Below are 22,084 nucleotides of genomic sequence, written 5' to 3' on the forward strand. Positions count from 1 at the left end.
TACAGGCAGTCGATTGCTGCGAGCGCCGAGTTAGGCACCGTATCTACAGGGGCTCCAAGGCTCATACACGCATGGGGTGTTGGTACGCTGTAAGGGATTCCAATCGCGTACCGAATTACGTACGGCTGAACAGGCTCTGTTCAAATAGACTTCATTGTGCCGCCGCATTTGCATGGTGACTCGTGCCGATCTGTTGCGAGTCCTGCGAATGGAAGGCATCAGAGAACATCGGAATCAAAACGTCTCCACCGTGCTCATTCAGGTGGTCGTCATCGACATAGATTGGTGTGCCATTGTGATCTCCATAGCACTTCCCATCGTTGCAGAGATAAGGGAGCGGGTTTAGAATTTTAGCGCCACATTTTTTGCTTGCAGCATCTTGCGCCTCCCACACAAAGTGGTTCCGTTGCATGTACTCTTCCATGCTTATGAACACACGCTTGTTATTGCCGGGGATGAAGGCTCTCCTAGCCATGGTTTTAGGTACGCTTATTTTAAGCTCCGGAAACGGCCGAACCAGGTACACAGGTCTTGTTTTCGCAAATTCGCACGCTGTAGTAATAATACCTTCTCGCATCTTGGCGAGTAGCTCTGGCGCACTTGGAGGGTAAGGTTTGTCTATATAAAATGTGGGGGTAGACACCTCGGACTTGCGGTCTGGCTCATTTGGACCGAACAGATAGCTCGACCAGCGATTGACGATGATGATTGGCACGTTGGTTGGCAGGGTTTTTTGCTTTGCTACAGCCAAGCTCAGGAATTCGCTGCACGTATTTTTGGGGTCGGTAATAAGCTTTAGACCAAGGATTGTCGCGCAGCTATGTAGCTCCCAATCCAATACATTCAAGCTTTTGCTGGGGAGTGATCGCTCCACTGCACGCACGATAGATGCTGCATGACTATCACCAATTACAATTGCACCTAGCTCATTGCCCCCATATGTGCATTGGGAGTTTATAATTTTATTTTTGCTGGCGTTCACAAAGCACTCTCTAAGTCTCGGGTTTCTTAGAGAACTATCTTGAAAGATTCGGCTGCTATTGATGGCGACTGGGCGGCTAGGTACACCGTCATTGTTTTTGACTAGCTGACTCGGGGTCAAGATGAGGACGGTAGCGGCTACGATCGTTAAGTAGGCAATTTTTGTGGTGCTGATTTCTAGGATGTTTTTGGATTTTAACTCTATTGCGCTGTAAGAGATATGGCCAAGTAAAAGGGTGATGAGCAAGCCTGCGGTGGTGGCTCCTACATCTTGACGAAGCTCGAGGTATACGAGCGCAGCAGCTATTGGCCAATGCCAAAGGTAGAGGGAATAGGAACGATCTCCGAGCCATTGGAGTACCGTGAGGTTGGTTAGGGGCGAGGCTTGATTTGCGGCTGCAATTACACAGGACGTACCTAGCGCTGGAATAAGTGCATACCAACCGGGCCACACATCGCTAGGAGAGATAAAGGCGATCGAATATGTAATCAGGGCGAAGCCAAGAAATGCAGTGCATTTGGTTGCAGTGCTAGACGTGGGGAGTCGCGTTGAAACTAGGAACACCAAGCCGCCGAGCAACATTTCCCACGCGCGCATTGGTAGTAGGTAGAAGGAGGCAGACGGGTAGGTGGAGGAGAGGGTTATAGAAGCGAGCAGCGAAGCGATGGCCACGGTAGATAGCACAACCAATGCGCTCAATCGGCCAGGTCTAAACTTCCATACAACCATCAAGATCAAGGGTAGAACTAAGTAAAATTGCCACTCGACAGAAAGTGACCAAGTGTGAAGTAACCATTTGTCGTAAGATGAAATGTCGAAGTATCCCGACTCCTTCCAGAATGTTGAGTTGGAGCTGAAGGTGAGTGCAGATATTACATGGTGTGCTAGGGTTTTGTATTCGCTTTGGGCTAGCGTAAACCAGCCGATAACCAATAGCGTTGTGCATAAGGCTAAAAGTGCCGGTAAGATTCTTTTGGCTCGAGCTAGGTAGAATTTGACTAGAGAAAGGCTGCGGCTTTCGAGTCCGGTGACGATGATAGAAGTCATCAAAAAACCAGATATCACGAAAAACACATCAACACCGACAAAGCCGCCTGTGAAACCTGGCACTCCGAAGTGGTAGAGAATTACAGCTACAACAGCCCAAGCTCTTAGACCGTTGATGTCAGTTCGGAACGCGCGTACATCGCGATTATTATGCGTCTGGCTCACAGATACCAATCCAAATAGGTGACGTGCGCTACGGTGCCCGCCAAGAAGGCGAAAAATTCTACAGGTAATGCTGCCATTCGGGCAGTGCGCGGGCCCGTGATGGTGAGCCACTTAGGCTTGGATAGGTCTCACTTGGTCGGTTAGTGAGCGGGTGGGCTAGGGAAGGTTGGCAGCACCACTCTCGGTTGTTTGGGGTAGCGATCAGTGCCGCTCAGGCGCAGATTTTTCAGGGAGATGAACTGTAGTAATTGGAATCACCAAAGTCGGCAGAGCGCCGGAGGAGGGGTGGTAACGCCGCGTGAGATTTGCGTGACTCTGCGTGACATTTGAGAGCGCCTATAGGCAGTCGATTGCAGCGAGCGCCAAGTTAGACACCGTATTTACAGGGGCTCCAAGGCTCCTGCACGCATGGGGTGCAAGGGGTCGAGTGTTCGAATCACTCCGTCCCGACCATATATTTCAACGACTTAGCCACCTTTGGGTGGCTTTTTCGTTTCTGCGTGTACCAACACGGCGAGTGACTTGGACGCACAGTTCAGGATCCCTATAGAGGAATACGCTGAAGTGGGAGCATGGGCACATTCCGTCGCCCCGTAAGAACTTTAGTGCTGATATTGAATCATATGGCTCATCAACCATCGCCCTCGGAGGCGTTCGAATAATGAGCAAACCCTTTGTAGCTGTCTTTGCATGTGCGCTTGCGCTAGGAGCAACGGCGCTCCTGCCTGCGGACTTTTCTCCTATAGGTTCAGCCTATGCGAAAGACGGTGGCCATGGTGGCGGTCATGGCGGCGGGCACGGAGGAGGACGGGGCGGTCAGGGCGGCAAAGGGGATGGTTTTGGCGGAGATCATGCGGGTAAGGCATCTCGAGACCATGGAGTAAGCGGTAATCACTACGGTAGCGCTCGGAATAACGATAGTGGTCATGGCTCCGCCACGTCTGGTATCGCCCACTCCAAGGACACTCGCGGCCTGTCAAAATCGACTGCCATTTCTCGAACTACGCCAGGCGATCATAATTCCAAAGGGTTGAGCAATGCAGTTAGCTCGTCCTCAAAGAATGACCGTTGATACGCCTATTTCTATTGTCCACCGGATGTAGAGTAATCCAGCCCAGCCCCGCGCTGGGCTTTTTGCTTCAGGCTAGTCTGATCTCCCTGCCTGACTTTGGCCGTAGTGTTCGAAGCAGTCCCTCCCGATTATTCCTCTGCTGCTGATGAGCGGAACTTTCCTCGTCAATACCGTCTACATTGCAGGACATACCCTTTTCTGAGAGAACGGAAATGATCAGATCCAAGTCGGTGATCGCTGTGTTCACCAGCCTTGTACTCCTTACGGGTTCTACTGCTGCGCTGGCTGATCCAGGTAATAGCAACGGCAAGGGTAACTCACAGAAAGCTCAAGCTCACGGGGGGCAAGCAAAAGCCAAGGGCCCGGATCGAAGTGACTGGAGCCATGGCCCCAGTGTTGATCGCGGCAATGTTCTGGGTGTGCTGTCGAGCTACCGTGACTATTGGAGCCCAGGCGCGGCACTGCCTCCAGGTATTCAGAAAAACCTGGCCCGAGGCAAGCCGCTACCACCCGGCATTGCGAAGAAGCTCGACGGGCGGTTGCTGGGGCATTTACCGCATTACGAAGGCTATGAGTGGCAGCAAGCTGGGGTGGATTTGATTCTGGTCGCTATTGCTACCGGCATCATTTATGAAGTGCTCAGTGGGGCGCTGGATTAAGGTGAGCGTGCCATTGTGTTTATGCTGGCGGTAGGAGCGGGCTTGACCCGCGATACAACGACGCCGGTAGACCGCAATCACGGTCAGGCCCGCTCCTAGCGTATTGTCGGTGAGGCATGTACCTGTATCGCTGGGCGCCTACGGGCTGACTTAGCCGCCTGTTTCGCCTAGGCAAGGGCTTTTGCCAAGCGCGACCGCCGCACTAATAGCCGCTCGGGCTTGAGGGCTGTTCTTCCAGCAAGTAGACCCCAATGCAGCTGAGGCTTGAGCCAGGATGTCACTGACATCTGCCCTACCAAGCTCAGCCAGCGAGTCGATACCCATTTGCTCAAGTCGGGTAATCACGGTTGGGCCCACCCCCTTGAGGGCGAGCAGTGCGGCGCGTTCTTGCGGTGGAAATGGCATTGTTGGAATCCTTTTCTGGCCAATAAGCCTGTGCAAGGTTGCCTCAAACTGGCAAGCACCTCAACACAGGCGGTAGGGGCCACCTCCGGTTTAGCGGGAATTCTGCGCAGACTTAAGCAAGGCCTGAAACTTCTCGGCGAATTCATTACGCCCTTCCTGCGCATAGGTGTTGAGGTGGCTCCGGTCATTATTGAAGTCAGCGGTGCAGCGTTGGAAGGTCTGATTGACCCAGTACTTCATTTGTTCGGGGTGTTGTTGCATCTGTACGCTGTTGCTGTAGAGCAGTGTTTGATACAGCCGCATGGCCTTGTCAGCGTCGGAATAGATGATAGAGGCGATGATGAACGAGGTTTCCATTTCGCTGCTACCAGCCTCGTCATATTTCACGCCTTTAGCCGTCGAAAATTCGCGAAGCGCGCCGACCACAGCTGCGCAATTGGCGTATTGGTCCGCCTTGGCGCCGACACGAGGACGCTGGGGTGCTACGGGTAGGTGTTCGATCATGGGTTGTTTTGGTTGGGCAGCCAGGTTGGCGGGAATGTTCTTGCCGTTGACCCGTTCGATCGACATCAGAAAACTGGCGCTGTCACTGCGCACCAGGGAGAGAAGGTTATCGAGGCCTTGTATTGCCGGCTGCAACTGCACGGTGTTGCACATCGACTGCAGCAGGTTGCGGTCGTTGCGCAGGTCTTGCTGGGCTGCCTGGCGTAAGGCAGTTACGCGGGCAGGTGTGGCTTGTGGTTCGATGTATTGCGGCTTTATGTCTTGCAGTGTCGAGGCTACAAGTGTGGGGTAGAGAAACACCATCGAGGCGCCGCAGGTTTCGTTGTTGGGCTCAAGCTCGTGGTTCATCAACGCAGCGGTGGTGCGCGTTCGAAAATCCTTGATGTCTTTGTAGCCGAGGCTGTTGGAGGAGTACGCAGGCAGGTTGGGGAAGCCAATCTCTTTGACGGCATTGATATAGGTGTCGCTGAGCCGGGACAAGTCGTTGAAGTTGTCGTTGGCAGATCCTGGTTGAACAGAACCAAGGGACTGAAAGTTCTTGATGTCACTCAACTGCTCGATCAGTGCGTTGTAAGAGGCCAGTTCGCTGCCATCAGTCACTTCCTCCCCGAACGATCCGTATTCATTGTCCGCAAAAGCCCCAGCAATAGTGCATGAAGCGGCGAGCAACAACGCACCAACTACCTGTTTTGTCACCACGAAGCGTCCCTTAGTGCCAGCCTTGGCACGTTGAAAAGTCAGTGTCTCGCTCAGTCACCAAGGCCAACAAAGAGGCTGGCCTTGGTGCCTCCCCACAGTAGGGATCGACGTGGGGCAGAGAAACTTGAGTACTGACCTTCAACAAACCCTGTAACCGAAGTGCATCAGAACTTGCTGCGAACGGTCAGCATGAAATTGCGCGGATCGCCATAGAAGTTGTTGTAAGCCGAGGTACCCACTGTCGAGTAATACTTCTTGTCGAACAGGTTGTTGGCGTTGAGCGTGGCTGACCAGTTTTTATCGATCTGGTAATCCAAGCTCGCGCTCCAGAGGGTGTAGCCCGACTGCAGGAACTTGTAGTTGACCGGGTCGCCGTCGAACTGGCCGGTGCTGGGGTTGAACGGCGACACCGTGCCTTGCTTGGAGGTGGCGCTCTGGCTGATCGCACCGAGGCCCAGTTTCCAGTCGTGCAGTTCGCCTGGCAGTTGATAAGTGCCCCAGACTTTGAGCAGGTGCTTGGGGGTGACGCCTTCGAAGGTGCTGCGGCCTTCGTCGGCGTTTTTGGCTTCGAGGCGGTTGTAGGTGTAGCCGGCCATCAGCTGTAGGCCCCTGGCAACTTCTCCGCTGATTTCAGCATCGAAGCCCTTGCTCACCACCTGGCCGGCGTTGAAGTAGCAACAGGTGGCCTCGCTGCCGATCGGACCAGTACCCAGCTCGTCATACACGGCGTTGTTTTCCTGCTCGATGCGGTAGACCGCGAACGAGGTGTCCATGCGTCCATCGAGCAGTTGGCCCTTGAGGCCGATCTCGTAGTTTTTCGACGTGGCGGGGTCGAGCTGGGTGCCGGTGGTGTCGGTGAAACCTGCCTGCGGGGTGAAGGTTTCGGCGTAGCTGGTGTAGGCGGTCCACGCGTTGTTCAGGTCGTAGGTCAGGCCAGCATAGGGGGTGAACACGCCGCGTTTGTGTTCGGTAGACGGGCGCGACGACGGCGCGTTGGCGAAGTCTTGTTTGTTCTGGTAGCTATAGTCGGAAAGACGGCCGCCAAGGATCAGTTTCAGCTCGTCGCTCAGCGCCAGGCGGGTCATGCCATAGGCTGAACGGCGGATCTCGGGCAGGTCCTGGCGTTTGGTCGGTGTGCTTCCCAGATCATCCGGCGGGTTGCGATCGCTCAGGTCCACCGGGATGCCCTGAATCCGCCCGGTGCGCTGGATGACGGTGCCGACAGTGTGGCTGTAGTCGACGCCAAACAGCACATCGTGGTGTAAGTCGAACGCGTCAAAGCCGCCTTTGACGTAGCTGTTGGCGGTTTTGCGCACGCTGCCGCCCTTGTTCGGAAACTGGTGCCAGTTCGGCCCGGTGCCGGTCAGCGGGTCGACGCCACCAAAGTAGTACAGGCCAGCGGAGTCGCGGTCGATATCGACGTAATTCAGGTCGGTGCTCAACGACCAGTCGGCGTTGAAGGTGTGCTCAACCCTGGTGTACAGCTGGGTGGTTTTTTCCCGCACCGTGTTCCAGTCGGCGGTATAGGCGGTGTGACGCGGCAGGTTCAAGTCGTCGCCATTGGTGTAGCGCGGCAAACCGGCGAAGTAGGGCACGCCATCATTGTCCTGGTAACTGCCGCCCACGCTTAAGGTTGTGTCGGCCGCCAGGTCGAACTCCAACGATCCGTAGGTCAGCGAGTTCTGCGTATCGACGTAGTCCATGAACGACTTGCTGTCCTGGTAGGCCATGCCCAGCCGCCCGCGAATGTCGCCGCTGGCAACCAACGGGCCGGTCAGGTCGAACTCGGTACGGTAGTTGTCCCAGCTGCCGGCCGAGGCCGAGAACGTCAACTGGTTATCGCGCAAGGCGCGTTTGCGCACCAGGTTGATGGTACCGCCGGGGTCGCCAGTGCTGGAATACAAGCCATCGACGCCGCGCAGGAATTCAACGCGATCGTACTGAGCCATATCGAGCTGGCTCAGCGAGCCGTAACCGGCGATCGAGGTGGTCAAGGGCGCGCCACCGTCGATGGTGGTGTTGGAGACGGCGAAACCGCGGGAGAAAAAGTTGCTTTCGTTGCCCATGGCCGCTTGGGATATGCCGCCTTTTTGTAGCGAGACGCCGGTCATTTTGCTCATGACATCGGTCAGGTTGTTGAGGTTCTGATCCTCGATGCGCTGGCGGGTGATGACCGACACCGAATGCGGCACTTCGCGTAGCGACGTCGCCACTTTGCTACCGACGGTCGTGGCGTTGACGCTGTAGCTTTTGGCGTCGGCTTGCAGGCTCTGGCTCTGGATGGTGGTTGCGCCCAGCTCAACTGAACCCCGGCTGTGCTGATTACCGATCAGCAGGTAGACGCCGTTGGCCTGGCGTACCGCCTGCAGTCCACTGCCGGCGAGCAGCAGTGCAAAGCCCTGATCGACGCTGTAATTGCCTTGCAGGCCTTGCGAGCGCAGCCCTTGGGTACTGGCACCATCGAACGACAGTGTCACCCCGGAGCGGCTGGCAAACTGGCTCAGGGTTTCGGTCAAGGTACCGGCGGCGATGTTATAGGTCCGCGCCTGGCTGCTTACCTGCTCGGCAAGCGAAACTCCAGGCCAGATGATGGCCGCACCTAACGAGAGGTGAACTGTCAGGGCGAATGCTCTGTGCGCCCGCTGCTTGTTGCTCATGTTTCCCTTCCCTAAAACATTCAGTTGCTCAGATGGAAGGGAGAGCCGAATGGGCCTGCACAAAAGTGCACATTCATGCGAAAAATAATCAGTCGCGCGCAGCCACCGTCACCCAGTAGCGGCTGCGGCGGTGCACGTCGAGGGGGAAAGCGCTTTGCAGCGCAGTCAGGGCCAGGTCGGTATCGGTGATCGAGAAGGCACCGGAAACCTTCAGCGCCGCCACGGCGGGATCGCAGAACAGCAAGCCCGGGCGATAACGCGACAGCTGAGCAAGCAGTGTGTCCAGGCGCTGGTTGATGGCGATCAGGCTGCCTTCCTGCCAGGCCCCCACCGAAGCGTCATTGCTGCGCACGTTGCCGATGCCCGTCGGCCCTACGCTGACCCGTTGACCGGCTTGCAGATGCACAGGCTGCGATAAGCCTGCCGACACCCGCACGGCCTTTTCCTGCACCGCCACTTCGCTGCCCTGATCATCGACGCTGACGATGAAGCGAGTACCCAGAGCAAGGACCCGACCAAAACGGGTGTCGACCATGAAGGGACGGGCAGAGGGATCGGCGGCGGTGCTGATTGCCAGCTGGCCGCGGTGTAACACCAACAGTCGTTGCTGCTCGTCGATGTGCACGTCAACAGCACTGTCGGTATCGAGCATCATCCGGCTACCATCCGCCAGTGTGAAGCTACGGCGCTCGCCTACGGAGGTGCGGTGGCTTGCCGTCCATACCTGGCGCATTTCACTGCGCCAGCCCAGCGTTGCAAAGGCACCGCCACCGAGCAGCATGGCCAGGCCGTAGAGGACTTGTCGGCGCGCGCGTCCGGCGCCCAACAGTGTCGAGGAGGCCAGCTGTCGGGGCAGGTGGCCGAGGGTGTTGCTCACCGCCTGCATGCGTTGCCAGGCCTGTTGGTGCAAGGGGTTGCTGTCGTACCAGCGCTGCCATTGGACCTGTTCGTCATCGCTGGCGGTGCCCGAAGATAGCTGCGCGTACCACCGGGCAGCGGCGCGGATGGCCTCGCGTTGAGCGGCTGAAGGCGTCTGGCTCACTCGCTCAATTCCCACTGCAACAGGCAGATATGCTCCATGGCTTTGGCCATGTGGTTGTTCACCGTACGCAGGGAAATGCCAAGCTGGTTGGCGATCTGCGGGTAGGTCAGGCCATCGAGTTGCGACAGGATGAACACTTGTCGAACCCGGGCACCGAGGCCAGCGAGCAAGCGGTCCAGTTCAACCAGTGTTTCGAACAGCATCGCTTGCGCTTCGGCGCTGGGTACTTGTGATACGGGCAGGCTGGCCAGGGTTTCGAGATAAGCCTGTTCCAGTGAGCGGCGGCGGAACAGGTCGATCATCAGGCCTTTGGCAACGGTGGTCAGGTACACGCGCGGCTCGCGGATATCCAAGGCGTTACGCGCCTTGATGATTTTGACGAAGGTATCTTGTACCAGGTCGGCGGCATCGCAGTGATTGGCCATGCGCTTGCGCAACCAGCCGCGCAGCCATGAGCTGTGTTCAGCATAAAGATCGCCGACAGCGGCGGGCAGGGCGGAGGACTCGGCCGACATGATGCAGGGCTCAAATGGGAATTGATCGCATTATTATTTATTCATGCGGACCTTGGCAACGGGTAGGAGCGGGCTTGCCCCGCGATTACGGTTTTCGCTCAGATCACATCGCGGGGCAAGCCCGCTCCCACAGATGATGCAAGACAGCCTTTACCGGGGGCGCTAGTTGTTAACGCGCTTGGCTATGTCGATTAGGCGCAACGGTTCTCTTGAAGGCCTGTAAGCGTACTAGCCTGAATGGATGGAAAAGAGTCTGTATCCATGAACACCATCCTAGCGACGGATTATCTGGTAATCGGCGCAGGGGCCACTGCGATGGCCTTTGTCGATACTTTGCTTGATGAATCCGATGCCCATGTCCTGATGGTCGATCGCCACGCCCAGCCTGGCGGGCACTGGAACGATACGTACGCGTTTGTCCGCTTGCATCAGCCGTCTGCTTTCTACGGGGTTAACTCGCGCGAACTTGGCTCAGGCCGAAAGGACGACTCCGAATGGGGCGGCGGCTTGTATGAGTTGGCGACGGGTGCCGAAATTGTCAGTTACTTCGACCAGTTGATGCACCAGCGCTTCTTGCCGTCTGGGCGGGTGCATTATTTGCCGATGCACAACTACCAGGGGGATCGTACGGAGAGCCATTGTGTTAGCTCGATGCTTTCCGGCCAAAGCAATGCAGTGCAGGTGCGCAAAAAAGTAGTGGATGCAACGATCGCCCAGACCGCCGTACCTTCCACCCACCCACCGCGTTACCAGGTAGCGCCGGGCGTGCGCTGCATTCCGTTGAACGACCTGATCAGAGTAGGGCAGCCCTATCCGAAATACGTAGTGGTAGGGGGCGGCAAGACCGGCATCGATGCCTGTTTGTGGCTGCTGCACAATGGCGTGCCACCGACACAGATTCAATGGATCATCCCCAACGATTGCTGGTTTCTCGACCGCGCCAATATTCAGCCGGGTCTGGAAAATGTAGTGCGCACAATCGGCAGCCTTGCCAACCAGTTCGAGGCAATTGGCGCTGCCGACTCGATTGCCGACCTGTTCCTCAGGCTTGAACGTGCGGGTGAACTGCTGCGCCTCGACGAATCTGTGGTTCCCACAGCCTTTCGTGCGGCGACCATCACCCAGGCTGAATTGAATGCACTGCGGCGCATACATGATGTTGTGCGTTTGGGCCGGGTAGTCGCTATTGAGGCCGGTAGCATATCCCTCGAGCACGGCAGCATCGGCGCAAATCCCGATGCCCTCTACGTTGACTGCAGCGCCAGCGCGGTACCGGTGATTGCTGAAGGCAGTCTGAAAGCCTTTGATGGCAAGCGCATCAATTTATTGACGGTCAGCAGTTACCAGATCTTGTTCAGCGCCGCGCTTATCGCTTATGTGGAATGTCACCTCACTGATGAAGTGCAGATGAACCAACTGTGCGGGTTTGTCCCTCCGCCTCGCTCACCGCAAGACTGGCTGAAAATGTGGGCCGCGTACCTCGATAATCAACGGCAATGGAAACACCATGCCGGGTTGTCCAGTTGGCTGGCGCGGTGCCATTTGCATCTGTTACCCACCGTCATGAAAGCCCTGCAAGAGGGCGATCCGCAAAAACTGGCGGTTTTGAATCGATTCGCTCAAACCCGCCGACAAGCCTTGGACAATCTACCCAGGCTCTTGCAGGCGGTGGCGGATTCAGCGCACAGGCCTTGAGCAATCATTTTGCTGCTACGCTTTGCTCACTAATCATTACTCGTGCGTTCACTTTTGTTTAAAGGTAGATGCCAGCATGTTGACTTTTGTATGTTGCGTCGAATACGGCCGTCTCGAACAACAAACACTGCTAATGGTGGAGTCGCTGAGGGCATTTGGCGGCAACCTCTCATCGTCGAGAGTGCTAGCGGTCAAAGGACGGCGGGGACCGGCGCTGGCACCCTCGACGCTTCGAGCATTCGAGCGACTGAATGTAGAGTTTGTTGACGCCAAAGACGGCGAGAATCTGCATCCCTGGCTCAACTACACAAACAAGGTAGTTGCCGTTCAAATCGCCGAGCGGCTGGCTAAAACAGACACTATTGCATGGATAGACAGCGATATTTTCGTACTGGGCGAGCCCAATGGCCTGTTGTTGAACGGTGAAGAGGCGTTCAGCGCCAGGCGCGAATGGTTGCCGCCGGCAATGTTCAAAGGTGACGCGCACTATGAGCCCTATTGGCGCGGCGTCTGCCAGGTGCTCGGCACTTCTCTGGACGATGTACCATGGCTCGCCACCGATGGCCGACGCGCAGAGCAGCTGGCTTACTTTAATTCCGGCCTGTTCTCGTGGAAACGCGGCAGTGGTCTCGCTGATGCCTATTATTCAGCTTTTTCGACGCTGCTGCGGAGCAAACTGGCGACACCAGAAGGACAGTTTTTTACCGCAGACCAAGTGATCCTAAGCCCGATTGTCGCCCGTCTGGGCCTGAAGTGGCGTGAGTTGACGCCTGATCAGCACAACATGGTGTTTCAAGGCTTGATCAGCGGTCCTGCTGCTGCGCCCTCCATGGCTAAATCATCCATCGTGCACTATTCCCGATCCATGGAGCATCCACATCGCGAGGAGTTTTTGCAAAGACTGGTTATCGAGCGTCCAGAATTTGCGAACTGGCTGACAAACTACTTGGCGGCTCATGAACAAAATGACTCCGGTTCCATGAGTACGAACAAGATAGTTGCAAAAATATTGCGTTTAGCACGAGGAATGCAATACCGGCTCTATGATCGATCAACGATCCGCTCAGCCTCCGGGAAAGCCCAATGACGCCGGGCACCTGACAGAGGGAGAGGCAGCCATCATGGCGCTGAACGAAAGTCAGGCGCTGTTAAAGCAGTTCGCTATGACGTTTAGACGCAACTGTTCTCTTGAACGACCCCAAACGCACTAGCCTGATTGGATAAAGCGCTGAGTCCATCGTGGTCAGCGCATATTCATGATCACTACTCCAACGCTGTTGCAAGCCATGGCAGGTTCAACGTAATCGCCTTTAGCAATCGCGCTGGTTTGCTCTCTTGATATCCATTTTTGCAGGGGGACATCGGAGGGTTCTTGCATGAAACGTTCAGCAGAAGTAGTGGCGTTCAAGTCGATCTTAAGCGGTTTTATCCCCTCGTTATTCATTGGCCTTTTCCTAATCGGTTGTGCACACAATCCTGATATCCGCATGGGGCAAGACAACACCTCGGGCACCACCGTGAACAATCCTTCCAGTTATCTGGGGTGTGTGCAGAGTGAGCTACCCAAAGGCGCCAAGGTCTATACGCAGCAGGAAAACAACGCGCTTCAACTCTTCGTCGATAGCACCGACCCCAACCAGGCCACGGGGCTTGTTGAAATCAAAAGCAGTGGTGTAGAGCACCACTATTCGGCTTATCAACGCGATGCCTGGTACGACCACGGTCGCCTGCTGGATGCGGCGCTCATGTGCTCCAGAGCCTAGGGAGGACCGGCAGTAAAGCACGACGATATCGGCCAACCGCGTGCTTCCAGCCCAGCCTTGCGCTGGGCTTTTTATGCCCACAGATTCGGGGCTGAGCAATCTGTGCGGCAGGGTGGCAGATTGTGACTATAGTCATTTCTTAAATAAGGCCAGAGAGGGTGCTATGCCTTCGATTGAGTTGTCGTCACCGCAGAGCCTGCGTAAGCGGGTGATCGGGGCAGGAGCGTTAAATATCGTAGCTATTCTGGCCTCCCAGCTGATACGGCTGGGTGGCAATCTGGTCATTACCCGATTGCTGGTGCCGGAAATGTTTGGGGTAATGGCGATTGCCACCACTGTTTCGGTGCTGCTGCTGTTGCTGTCTGATGTTGGACTACGGCAAAACATTATCCAGAGCCCACGGGGCGACGATCCGCTGTTTCTCAATACCGTGTGGTCTGTGCAGATCATTCGCGGGTTTGGCTTGTTTTTCATCATGCAGTTGCTGGCGCTCGGTAGCTGGTTCACCCAGCACATTGGCTTGTGGCCGGCGCATTCCACCTATGCGGTTCCAGAGTTGCCGCTGGTGTTGGCGATCACCGGCTTATTCGCGATTTTTCACGGCTTTCAGTCGACCAAAGTCGATGTCGCCGTTCGCGCCTTCCAACAAAAGCGAGTGGTGCTTGCGGAACTGATCGTGCAGCTTGTTGGCCTGGTGGTAATGCTGGTGGCGGGCTATCTGACGCGCTCCATCTGGGCGCTGGTGGCATCGGGGCTGGTCAGCACATTCGTGTTTACCATTCTCAGCCATGCCATGTTCCAGGGCCCCAACAACCGCTTGCAATGGGACCCGGCAGCTTGGCGCGAGATGCTCGCTTATGGCCGCTGGATCCTGTTGTCGTCCGCCGTCGGTGTGCTAGCCATGCAGGGCGACCGGATCTGGTTCGGCGGCAGCATGACGGTGGCGGAGCTTGGGGTTTATTCCATTGCCGTGAGTATGCTGGCCACGTTCCAGTCAAGTTTGCAGCGCCTGGCGGGGGCTGTGGTGTTGCCCGCCTTCAGTGAAGCAACCCGGGCAGACGACAAAGAACGTTTGCGCACGCTGTACTTCAATTTCAGGTTGGTGTTCGACTTTCTGTCGCTGTTTACCTGTGGGTTTCTGCTTGCCGCCAGCCCGTTGATCATCGGTTGGCTGTACGACGCACGCTATGCCGGCGCGGGCAACATGATGGCGATCCTTTCGCTGTCGTTCTTTACCTTGCGCTACAGCCTGGCACATCAGGTCTGGCTGGCTCTTGGCCTGACCAAGTACGTGGCCATCGACAACATCATTCGGGTGGTGTCGCTGTTCACCTTAATGCCGTTGCTGTTGGCGATCGGTGGGGTGACCTGGGCGTTGTGGGGCGTTGCCTTGCATACCTACACAACGCTGTTCCTTATTTTCAAGGTCAATCGCCAGTTGGGGCTATTGGACTGGAAGCGCGAACTGGTGGTGTTGCCTTCGCTGGCGATTGGTGCCTGCGCTGGGTGGGTGATAACCAGGCTGTTTGCCTGACCACGTTCAAGGAATGATTCCTATACTGCAACCAAACTGCTCTTAACGCCTGCGCAGAGGACCTGACGGATGAATGTGATCGACTACTTCGATCGAGCAAGAATCATCAATATCTCGTCAAGAAAGGACCGTCGTATAGAAACAACCGAGGATTTCACTCGCAACGGCTTTCACATTGATAACGACAAAACCGCTTTTTTTGAGGCCGTCACCCCTACTGAGTTGGAGGGCTTTCCGAGTCTTGGCGCCAGAGGCTGCTTTATGAGCCATCTCGGCATCATGGAAGAGGCCGTCCGTTCAAACCTGAACAACATCCTGATCATGGAAGACGACATTCAGTTTTCCAAGTGCATCGCCACTTATGGAAAACAGGCCGTCGCCGCGCTGGAAGGGATGGACTGGGACATCGTCTACTTCGGCCACCCGTTCGACGGCGATTCAAGCTCACCCGCCTGGAAAGTGGTCGATCAGCCGGTGCACCTGAGCCATTTCTATGCAGTAAACGGCCGGTGCATCGAGCGGCTGAGGGACTTTCTGCTGCAACTGCTGCAACGCCCGCCTGGGCATCCTGATGGCGGGCCGATGCATTACGATGCGGCGCTCAATACCCTAATCCACAGTCAAAAAGACGTGCGGGCGTATTACTTTACCTGGAACCTTGGTTATCAACGGCCTTCGCGGACGGACCTGCATGACCTGTCGTTCATGGACAGGTCGGCGTTGCTGCGACCGCTGATGACCCTGCTACGAAGGTTAAAGGCCAGAGGCCTGCGGGCTATCCGCTAGCGTGTAATCTGCGCCCTCGATGAGCAAGTGCAGCGGCAGGTGGGGCGGCGTATCAATCGATGAAACCTCGATAGCACCCACCACGAGAGGCTGGCGTGGGTGCACGGTGATCGATTCCTCCGCCAGCCTTTTGACCATTCTCGCGTGGTTCATTGCGATTTCATTGAGCGTTGACACGTTACATCTCCGATGACTGAGCAGGCGCTTGGTAAGTGCCCTTAAACGTTAATTTTGTTCGCGGCTGCGTCAGAATTACGTCTTTTCGGGCTGCTGGGGGCCGCTTGTGCAAGCGTCACGCCAGAAGAGATGGAAATTTGACTGTCGAGGATGAAAATGCGACGAGTGGACACTGACCCCCTTAGCTACTGGCAAAAAGCCGGTGTGCGTTAAGTGTTCGAATGATCAGAGTAGACGGCTGCGAAAAATCCATAAGTTGCATTGGCTTATCACAATTTTTTGAGTGTTTATTTCTACAGCGCCTGAATTCGAGCGTCTGGTATTAATAAATATCGTCGTTTGGCTCTATTTTTGTATGGCTGATATTTTTGTCAGTAGACAGCATTCCTGATTGATGCATCCAACATCGGAAGTGTGTTTTCTGTTCTCGCGACCTGATAAAAATGCCAGTAGAAAACAGCGTTCGGTAAGTATTCAATCAGTGCCACCTGTATGTTCAATGAAGAGGGTGGTAATCATGACGTTATCAGAAAAAGATGTAGCAAAGGATATGCGTGCGACGGCCAGCCCCAAGGCGTTGAAAGTCCTTGGCGCCCGTTCTGATCGCAGTACCTACGCAACATCGAGATCGCCTCGTCACCTGAGTGCTTTTAATGCAAAAGGCGAACCGTTGAAAGCTCAGTGGCAATACATCGGAGACAATACCTGGGAAAACGAAGAACGTTTTCTGGACAGTAAACCGCATTTGATCTTGGAAGTACGCTTTGGTGAAGACAGGTTGTACCTCAATCCAGCCAATATCATTGGCAACGGTACTGCTGGTGAGAGTGACGACAAAATGGGCAATGGTGCTTTCGTTGCGCTTCGCGATGATGGCCGCGTGGTTGGGTGGGGCACCCCAAGCTTTGGCGGTCAGGTGAGTGATGCGGTGAAGGCGCTGTCTGATGTTGTCGAGGTGAGTAGTACCACCAGTGCTTTTGCCGTACGTAGGCGTACTGGCCAGGTACATGCCTGGGGTAAGTGGGGCAATGAAGAATTTGGCGGCGATATGCGCGACGTACCGTCACAACAGTCTTTTACCTCGGTGATTGGCGGCGGCGATGTATTTATTGCTCTGAATGAAGCAAGCATGGTCGCTTGGGGTCATCCAAATTGGGGAGGTCAGATTCCCTCAGAGTATGCGGATCTGACTAACATCAAAAAGGTGGCGCTCGGCTCTACCTCCGTGACGGTTTTATATTCGCCGGACGAGAAAAAAGGGTCGGTTGTGGGTTGGGGGGAGTACGTTGACTTACCGGACGCGATCAAAGGTCTGATTAACATTGTTGATATCAAAAGCAGCTCAAAGGGCTTTGCTGCACTGTGTCGCGACCTCACGGTTGATGGAAAGGTCGTCGCTTGGGGGGACGAGAGTGCCGGTGGTGTGGTCAGCAAAGAGGTCGACCAGCTAACAGACATCGACGAGATCTTCTGCGCCAACCCCCAGGCTTTTGTGGTCAAACAGAAGAAGGAGGAATCCACACGTTTCTATGCGTGGGGTGATCAGTATTTTGGTGGGGAGATTCCGGAGGAGATAAAGCCCCTGGAGAATGTTGTTGAGATGGCCTCCACCGAGGGCGCATTCGCTGCGGTCAAATCCGATGGCTCGGTAGTTGCCTGGGGTAATAGCGGGGTGAACGGCTTCAAGGATGGGGGAAAAGTGCCGGCTGATATTGCTGCGCTCACCGACATTGTGCAGGTGACAGGCTCAGCGCATGCATTCGCCGTGTTGCGCCGCAACGGCCAGGTAAGGGTTTGGGGCGACTGGAGGTTAGGTGGCGATACCAAAGACGTTGATACTGAGCTTTACAACATTCAGGCGATTTACCGCAACGCCCATGGCTTCGTTGCCTTGAGGGAAGATCGCCGGGTGATTGCCTGGGGGTATCCGGACGCTGGCGGTGATCTTTCGGCAGTGCGTGGGGAGTTGGATGGCTGTGTGAGCTACCTTGCGACAGAGGAAGCGGTGAAAGAAGCGATTCGGAACAGTAAAGAAGTGGCTCGAGCATGATGAGCTGACAGTAGCTGTCCAGGTAACCCACGCTGAACGGCAATACCTTTCAGCGTGGGTGGGTATCGCTGGAGGGTTGCGTTAGAACGCCAGGGTGAAACCGGCGTAGAAGGTCCGGCTCAGCTCGATGTAGTCGCTGTCACGCGCGGCCGAGTCGCGTTTGGTGTCGCCGAGGTTTTTCACGCCGCCGTTCAGGCTCAATTGCGGGGTCAGTTGATACTGGCTGCCGAGGTTGACCAGGTGATAGGCGGCGCTGTCGACGTCGGTGTTGTTGATGGTGTTACGCAACACCTGGCTGCCGATGTACTGGTAGCCCAGTTGCGCCTGCCAGCGTTGGTTCACTTGCCAGTTAAGGTCGGCGTTGCCGGTATGTTTCGGCACCTGGCGCAGCTCTTCACCGGTGTCGCGGTCTTCGGCTTCGGTGTAGGTGTAGTTGGCGGTCAGCTTCAGGCTGTCGCTCAGTTGCGTGGTGGAGAACAGTTCGACACCCTGGGTGCGGGCGCTGCTGACGTTGTAGTAGGTCAGCACCGAAGGCGTGTGGCCACGTCGCCAGCCGTCGGCGAGGATCATGTCCTTGATGTCGTTGTAGAACAGGTTGGCACCCAGTTCGAGCGTTTCGCTCTGGTACATCGTGCCGATTTCGTAGGACGTTGCAGTTTCCGGCTTCAGGTCCGGGTTACCGGCCACCACACAGCGCCCGCGGCAGGCGGCAATCGCATAGCTGGGGTCGGACTGGCTGATGCTCGGGGCCTTGAACGCCTTGCCGACACCGCCTTTGACCACCCATTCATCGGTCAGTGAATACACCGCGTAGGCCCGTGGGCTGAACTCGGAGCCGAACGACTTGTGATCATCCAGGCGCCCGCCGAGGGTCAGGCGCAGGTCGCCGAGACCGATCTCGTCTTGCAGGTAGAGGGCGCGCTGGAAGTCAGTGCTCTCGCCATTGTTGAGGTTCTGGTTGTGCTCCAGCACGGTGTGGCGATACTCGGCGCCAGCCGTCAACAGGTGGTTATCGAGTTCGCCGCTGATCTGACCGTCGACAGTCTGGTTACGCTGACGGACATCACCGACCATGCCGCGCAGGCTGGTGGTCAGTTGCGAGTCGTCGTTGAGGTTGACCTGTTCGTGGTAGTAGCGCAGGCGGGTGTTGCCACCTTCCAGCTGGGCGTTGTGGGTCAGGCCAAAAGTGAAGCGTTCCATTTCCTGCTGGTTACGCGGGAAGTTGACGCCGGAGTTGTTCCACACACCGTCGCGCTGGTCGTTGCGGGCGCTGAAGTCCATCTCCAGGTCCTGGCTGTCGTCGATCAACCAGATCAGGTTGGACATCAGCGCCCAGTTCTGCCGCTGCTCGCGGGCGTGGGCGCGGTCGTCCGAGGTCATGCTCGACTTCCACGCGGCTTGGTCACTGCCATCGAGCAACAGGTTGGCGAGCAGGCGGTCCTTGATCAGCGGCCCGGCGGTGTAGATCGTGCTGTTGTGCACATCACCGCCCTCGCCAGACGGGGTGTGATGGTAGCTGTAGCTCAGCGAGCCCTCGGCCTCGTTGCCCGGGCGGCGCAGGATCACGTTGATCACCCCACCCATGGCGTCAGCGCCATACAGCGATGACATCGGGCCACGGATGACTTCAATACGCTCCACCGCATTCAGGGGAATGGCTGAGAGGTCGAAGTCGTTGGCGTAGTTGCTGGTCAGGGCGTCACGCGAGTTGATGCGCCGGCCATTGACCAGCAGCAGGGTGTAGTCGGAGTCGAGGCCGCGCATCTTGATCTTGTGGCGACCGTAGGTGGACGACGCAGCGATGCTCACACCGGGGACCTTGGCCACGGCTTCAGACAGGTCCAGCGCCTGCATCTGCTGCAGTTGCTCGCGATTGATCACACTGACGCTGGCCGGCGCGGTGAGTTCACTGTGCGCGGTCTGGGTGGCGGTGATCACCATGTTGTCCAGGTTCAGGGCGGTGCTGTTGGCGGGCTCCAGCGCCCAGATCTGCGTGCCGACCTGACGGGCCTTCAGCCCGCTGTCTTGCAGCAGGCGATCGAGTGCCTGTTTGACTTCGTATTCACCACTGAGGGCGGGTGCCTGCTTGCCTGCCAGCAGCGAAGGATCGAGGGGCAGGGTGATGCCGGCTTGCTGGGCGAACTGGCTGAGTGCGTCTTCCAGCGTTGCCGCCTGAACGTTGTAGGTTGATGCAGTGCTGGCAGCCAACGTGCTGGTACCTGGCAGACACAGTGCCCCTGCGGCCAGGGCAGCGTTGAGCACGAGCGCGAGGCGGTGTTTGCGATGTTGCATGAACGTGAAGCTCCTTCGAAAACGGTGTGTTTTTCTCGTTTGTCGAAGGACGCGCGCAAACCCGTAATCGTCGACGTAAAAAAATTCAGGCGGGCACGATTCGCGCCCACAGGCGGGTCAGGCGCTGGGTTTTTACTGGCAGCGAGGCGCTGAGCACATCCAGCGTGCGCTCGATATCGTCGAGCTGGAAAACGCCCGACACTGGCAGGTTGGCAATCTCGGCGGCGCACTGCAGCCAACCGTGGCGATAGCGCGCCAATTCCTCGACCAACTGCGCCAGGGCCATGCGCTTGACCACCAAGCGTCCCTGCACCCAGGTGCCAGGGGTCATGTGGGTGTCCGTCAGGGCCTGCAAGCCGTGTGCATTGGCCAGCCATTGCTGCCCCGCGCTCACGCGGGTCACAGCATGGTCGGCAATGCGCACATCGGCATGGCCTTCCAGCAGTGCCAGGCGCTGCTGTTGGCCCAGGCGCTGCAGGTCGAAACGGGCAGCACGGGTGTGCAGCAACAGTTCACCACTGCGCACCTGCAAGGGCGCAAGCCCTGGTGCGCGATGGGCGATTTGGATCTGGCCGTGCTGCAGGCCGACATCAAAGCCTGAGCGATCAATAGCGCTGTCGGTGTTGAGCCACAGCTGGGTGTGTTCGCTCAGGTTGATATGGCGGCGCTGGCCGACAGCGGTAGCAAAAGCGGCGGGTGCTGGGGGTGGAGTATCGAGCAACAGCCAGCTGGCACCGAACAGACCAAGCAGTTTCAGGGCATTGCGTCGGGAAACCGGCGAGCGCTGCGCATCGTTCAAGGCCTGGCTAACAATGCGGGCCTGGGCCGTCGGTAACTCGAACGCGCCCTCACTGGCCTGCAATGCCTGCCAGGCGGCTTCATGTTCGGGGCTTGCGCTACGCCAGTGGCAACAGGCCTGCCACAAATCGTGTGGCGCTTCACCAGAGCGCAGGCGCACCATCCAGGTGATGGCTTGTTCCAGCGCATCGTCATTCACTTGGCTGGCGCTCATGGCAGTTGCGCCTGGTAGCAGTGGCGGATGGCGGTTGCCATGTATTTTTCCACCGAACTCAAACACACCCCAAGCTGCGCGGCGATATCACGGTAGGCCATGCCCTCCAGACGCGAGAGCAAATACGCCGTGCGTACTTTACGCGGTAAGCCATCGAGCAGGGCATCGATGCGCACCAGGGTTTCAAGCAACAGCAGACGCTCTTCAGGGGAGATTTCGAATGCTTCCGGTTGGCTGGCGAGCACCTGCAAGTAAGCCTGTTCCAGGCGTTGGCGGCGCAAGCGATCGACCATCAAGCCCTTGGCCACCGTGGTCAACCAGGCTCTGGGCTGTTGCAGATCATCGCCCGCGCCTGGGCGGCCAAGCAGTTGCACGAAGGTGTCCTGCATCAGGTCTGCCGCGGTTTCGCGATGCTGCAGACGCTTACGCAGCCAGTTCAGCAGCCAGGCGTGATGATCGGTGTAGAGGTCGTGTAGTTGCTGACGACGCGCAGAGGACAAGGCTAGGGGCACCGAAACTCCTTGGTGCAGGCATGCTAATGAAAACGAGTCTCATTATGAATGTTATCGCCCTGCTTTGTCCAAGCCTTGATGGCACTGTCGCTCCTACAGCCGGACGATTTTGAACGTGGCGGTGGCCGTTGCCAGGATATTGTCGTTAGTGTCTTTGAGCATGCCGCAGGTGTACCAGTACTTACGCCCGCGCTTGACCAGTTTGCCAACGCCGATGATAGGGCCCGGCTTGGCGGGTTGCTTGAAGCAGGTGTTCAGCTTGACGGTCAGCGCTACCTGATTTTGTTCCAGGTTGGCATACACCGCAGGGCCCATGGTGTCGTCCAGCATGGCGGTAATCATACCGCCTTGAATCATCCCCAATGGGTTGGTGAGGGCGGCAGGTGCGTTGAACGAAACTTCGATTTGCCGGTGTTTATCTTCGTATTCGATGAACGACCATCCGAGCAAGTCGGCCGCGTTGGGTAGCGGGAGCTTGCCCTCTAGCATCCGCCAGAACAGATTTTCCCGGTCCAT

At 56.8% G+C, this 22,084-nt stretch carries 18 protein-coding genes and 1 pseudogene; 8 read left to right on the top strand and 11 right to left on the bottom strand.

What is annotated here, in order from left to right:
• Positions 1–151: 151 nt before the first annotated feature.
• Both ACVWSC_RS10690 and ACVWSC_RS10695 read right to left on the bottom strand, forming a co-directional pair.
• Positions 152–2,194 (bottom strand): acyltransferase family protein, encoded by a 2,043-nt coding sequence (locus tag ACVWSC_RS10690; RefSeq protein ID WP_442113598.1) that lies wholly within the window; start codon positions 2,192–2,194, stop codon positions 152–154.
• Between the two features lie 748 nt (positions 2,195–2,942).
• Positions 2,943–3,122: a hypothetical protein gene (locus ACVWSC_RS10695; protein ID WP_442114399.1), complete on the bottom strand. Its 180-nt coding sequence runs from the start codon at positions 3,120–3,122 to the stop codon at positions 2,943–2,945.
• Here ACVWSC_RS10695 and ACVWSC_RS10700 point away from each other — a divergent pair.
• Both ACVWSC_RS10700 and ACVWSC_RS10705 read left to right on the top strand, forming a co-directional pair.
• Positions 3,108–3,266: pseudogene (locus ACVWSC_RS10700) on the top strand (hypothetical protein); the annotation flags it as partial. The gene ACVWSC_RS10695 and the pseudogene ACVWSC_RS10700 overlap by 15 nt on opposite strands.
• 212 nt (positions 3,267–3,478) lie before the next feature.
• Positions 3,479–3,925 (top strand): anti-virulence regulator CigR family protein, encoded by a 447-nt coding sequence (locus ACVWSC_RS10705; RefSeq protein ID WP_442113599.1) that lies wholly within the window; start codon positions 3,479–3,481, stop codon positions 3,923–3,925.
• Positions 3,926–4,075: 150 nt separating this feature from the next.
• Here the strand turns inward: ACVWSC_RS10705 and ACVWSC_RS10710 are convergent, their stop codons facing one another.
• The 5 genes from ACVWSC_RS10710 to ACVWSC_RS10730 form a co-directional block, all read right to left on the bottom strand.
• Positions 4,076–4,330 (bottom strand): helix-hairpin-helix domain-containing protein, encoded by a 255-nt coding sequence (locus ACVWSC_RS10710; protein ID WP_442113600.1) that lies wholly within the window; start codon positions 4,328–4,330, stop codon positions 4,076–4,078.
• 90 nt (positions 4,331–4,420) lie between these two features.
• The gene (locus ACVWSC_RS10715; protein WP_442113601.1) at positions 4,421–5,434 is read right to left on the bottom strand and encodes a hypothetical protein; all 1,014 of its coding nucleotides are present in this window, start codon (positions 5,432–5,434) and stop codon (positions 4,421–4,423) included.
• A 263-nt stretch (positions 5,435–5,697) separates the two neighbouring features.
• Positions 5,698–8,190, bottom strand: a complete 2,493-nt coding sequence (locus ACVWSC_RS10720) for a TonB-dependent siderophore receptor (RefSeq protein ID WP_442113602.1) — start codon at positions 8,188–8,190, stop codon at positions 5,698–5,700.
• An 88-nt stretch (positions 8,191–8,278) separates the two neighbouring features.
• Positions 8,279–9,232, bottom strand: a complete 954-nt coding sequence (locus tag ACVWSC_RS10725) for a FecR domain-containing protein (RefSeq protein ID WP_442113603.1) — start codon at positions 9,230–9,232, stop codon at positions 8,279–8,281.
• The gene (locus ACVWSC_RS10730; protein WP_442113604.1) at positions 9,229–9,747 is read right to left on the bottom strand and encodes a sigma-70 family RNA polymerase sigma factor; all 519 of its coding nucleotides are present in this window, start codon (positions 9,745–9,747) and stop codon (positions 9,229–9,231) included. Before ACVWSC_RS10730 ends, ACVWSC_RS10725 begins: the two co-directional genes overlap by 4 nt.
• A gap of 261 nt (positions 9,748–10,008) precedes the next feature.
• Between ACVWSC_RS10730 and ACVWSC_RS10735 the strand changes: the two genes are divergently transcribed.
• From ACVWSC_RS10735 to ACVWSC_RS10760, 6 genes are all read left to right on the top strand, one after another.
• Positions 10,009–11,442, top strand: a complete 1,434-nt coding sequence (locus ACVWSC_RS10735; RefSeq protein WP_442113605.1) for an NAD(P)-binding protein — start codon at positions 10,009–10,011, stop codon at positions 11,440–11,442.
• Positions 11,443–11,518: 76 nt separating this feature from the next.
• Positions 11,519–12,529, top strand: coding sequence for a hypothetical protein (locus ACVWSC_RS10740; protein ID WP_442113606.1), 1,011 nt, complete (start codon positions 11,519–11,521; stop codon positions 12,527–12,529).
• Between the two features lie 289 nt (positions 12,530–12,818).
• Positions 12,819–13,205, top strand: coding sequence for a hypothetical protein (locus tag ACVWSC_RS10745; RefSeq protein ID WP_442113607.1), 387 nt, complete (start codon positions 12,819–12,821; stop codon positions 13,203–13,205).
• A gap of 163 nt (positions 13,206–13,368) precedes the next feature.
• Entirely contained in the window at positions 13,369–14,739 is a 1,371-nt protein-coding gene (locus ACVWSC_RS10750) for an oligosaccharide flippase family protein (protein ID WP_442113608.1), read from the top strand.
• Between the two features lie 69 nt (positions 14,740–14,808).
• Positions 14,809–15,525 carry a glycosyltransferase family 25 protein gene (locus ACVWSC_RS10755; RefSeq protein WP_442113609.1) on the top strand — a complete coding sequence of 239 codons (717 nt, stop codon included), beginning with the start codon at positions 14,809–14,811 and terminating at the stop codon, positions 15,523–15,525.
• A gap of 694 nt (positions 15,526–16,219) precedes the next feature.
• On the top strand, positions 16,220–17,752 hold the full coding sequence (locus ACVWSC_RS10760; protein WP_442113610.1) for an RCC1 domain-containing protein: 1,533 nt from the start codon (positions 16,220–16,222) through the stop codon (positions 17,750–17,752).
• Positions 17,753–17,833: 81 nt separating this feature from the next.
• On the opposite strand, the gene ACVWSC_RS10765 is transcribed toward ACVWSC_RS10760, so the two are convergent.
• The 4 genes from ACVWSC_RS10765 to ACVWSC_RS10780 form a co-directional block, all read right to left on the bottom strand.
• Positions 17,834–20,044 (bottom strand): TonB-dependent receptor domain-containing protein, encoded by a 2,211-nt coding sequence (locus tag ACVWSC_RS10765; RefSeq protein WP_442113611.1) that lies wholly within the window; start codon positions 20,042–20,044, stop codon positions 17,834–17,836.
• A gap of 85 nt (positions 20,045–20,129) precedes the next feature.
• A complete protein-coding gene (locus ACVWSC_RS10770) occupies positions 20,130–21,056 on the bottom strand; it encodes a DUF4880 domain-containing protein (protein WP_442113612.1) in 927 nt (308 codons plus the stop codon).
• Entirely contained in the window at positions 21,053–21,568 is a 516-nt protein-coding gene (locus tag ACVWSC_RS10775) for a sigma-70 family RNA polymerase sigma factor (protein WP_442113613.1), read from the bottom strand. Before ACVWSC_RS10775 ends, ACVWSC_RS10770 begins: the two co-directional genes overlap by 4 nt.
• A gap of 93 nt (positions 21,569–21,661) precedes the next feature.
• Complete coding sequence (locus ACVWSC_RS10780) at positions 21,662–22,084, bottom strand: PaaI family thioesterase (protein WP_442113614.1); 423 nt, start codon at positions 22,082–22,084, stop codon at positions 21,662–21,664.

It is taken from the genome of Pseudomonas sp. NUPR-002 (assembly GCF_056322725.1).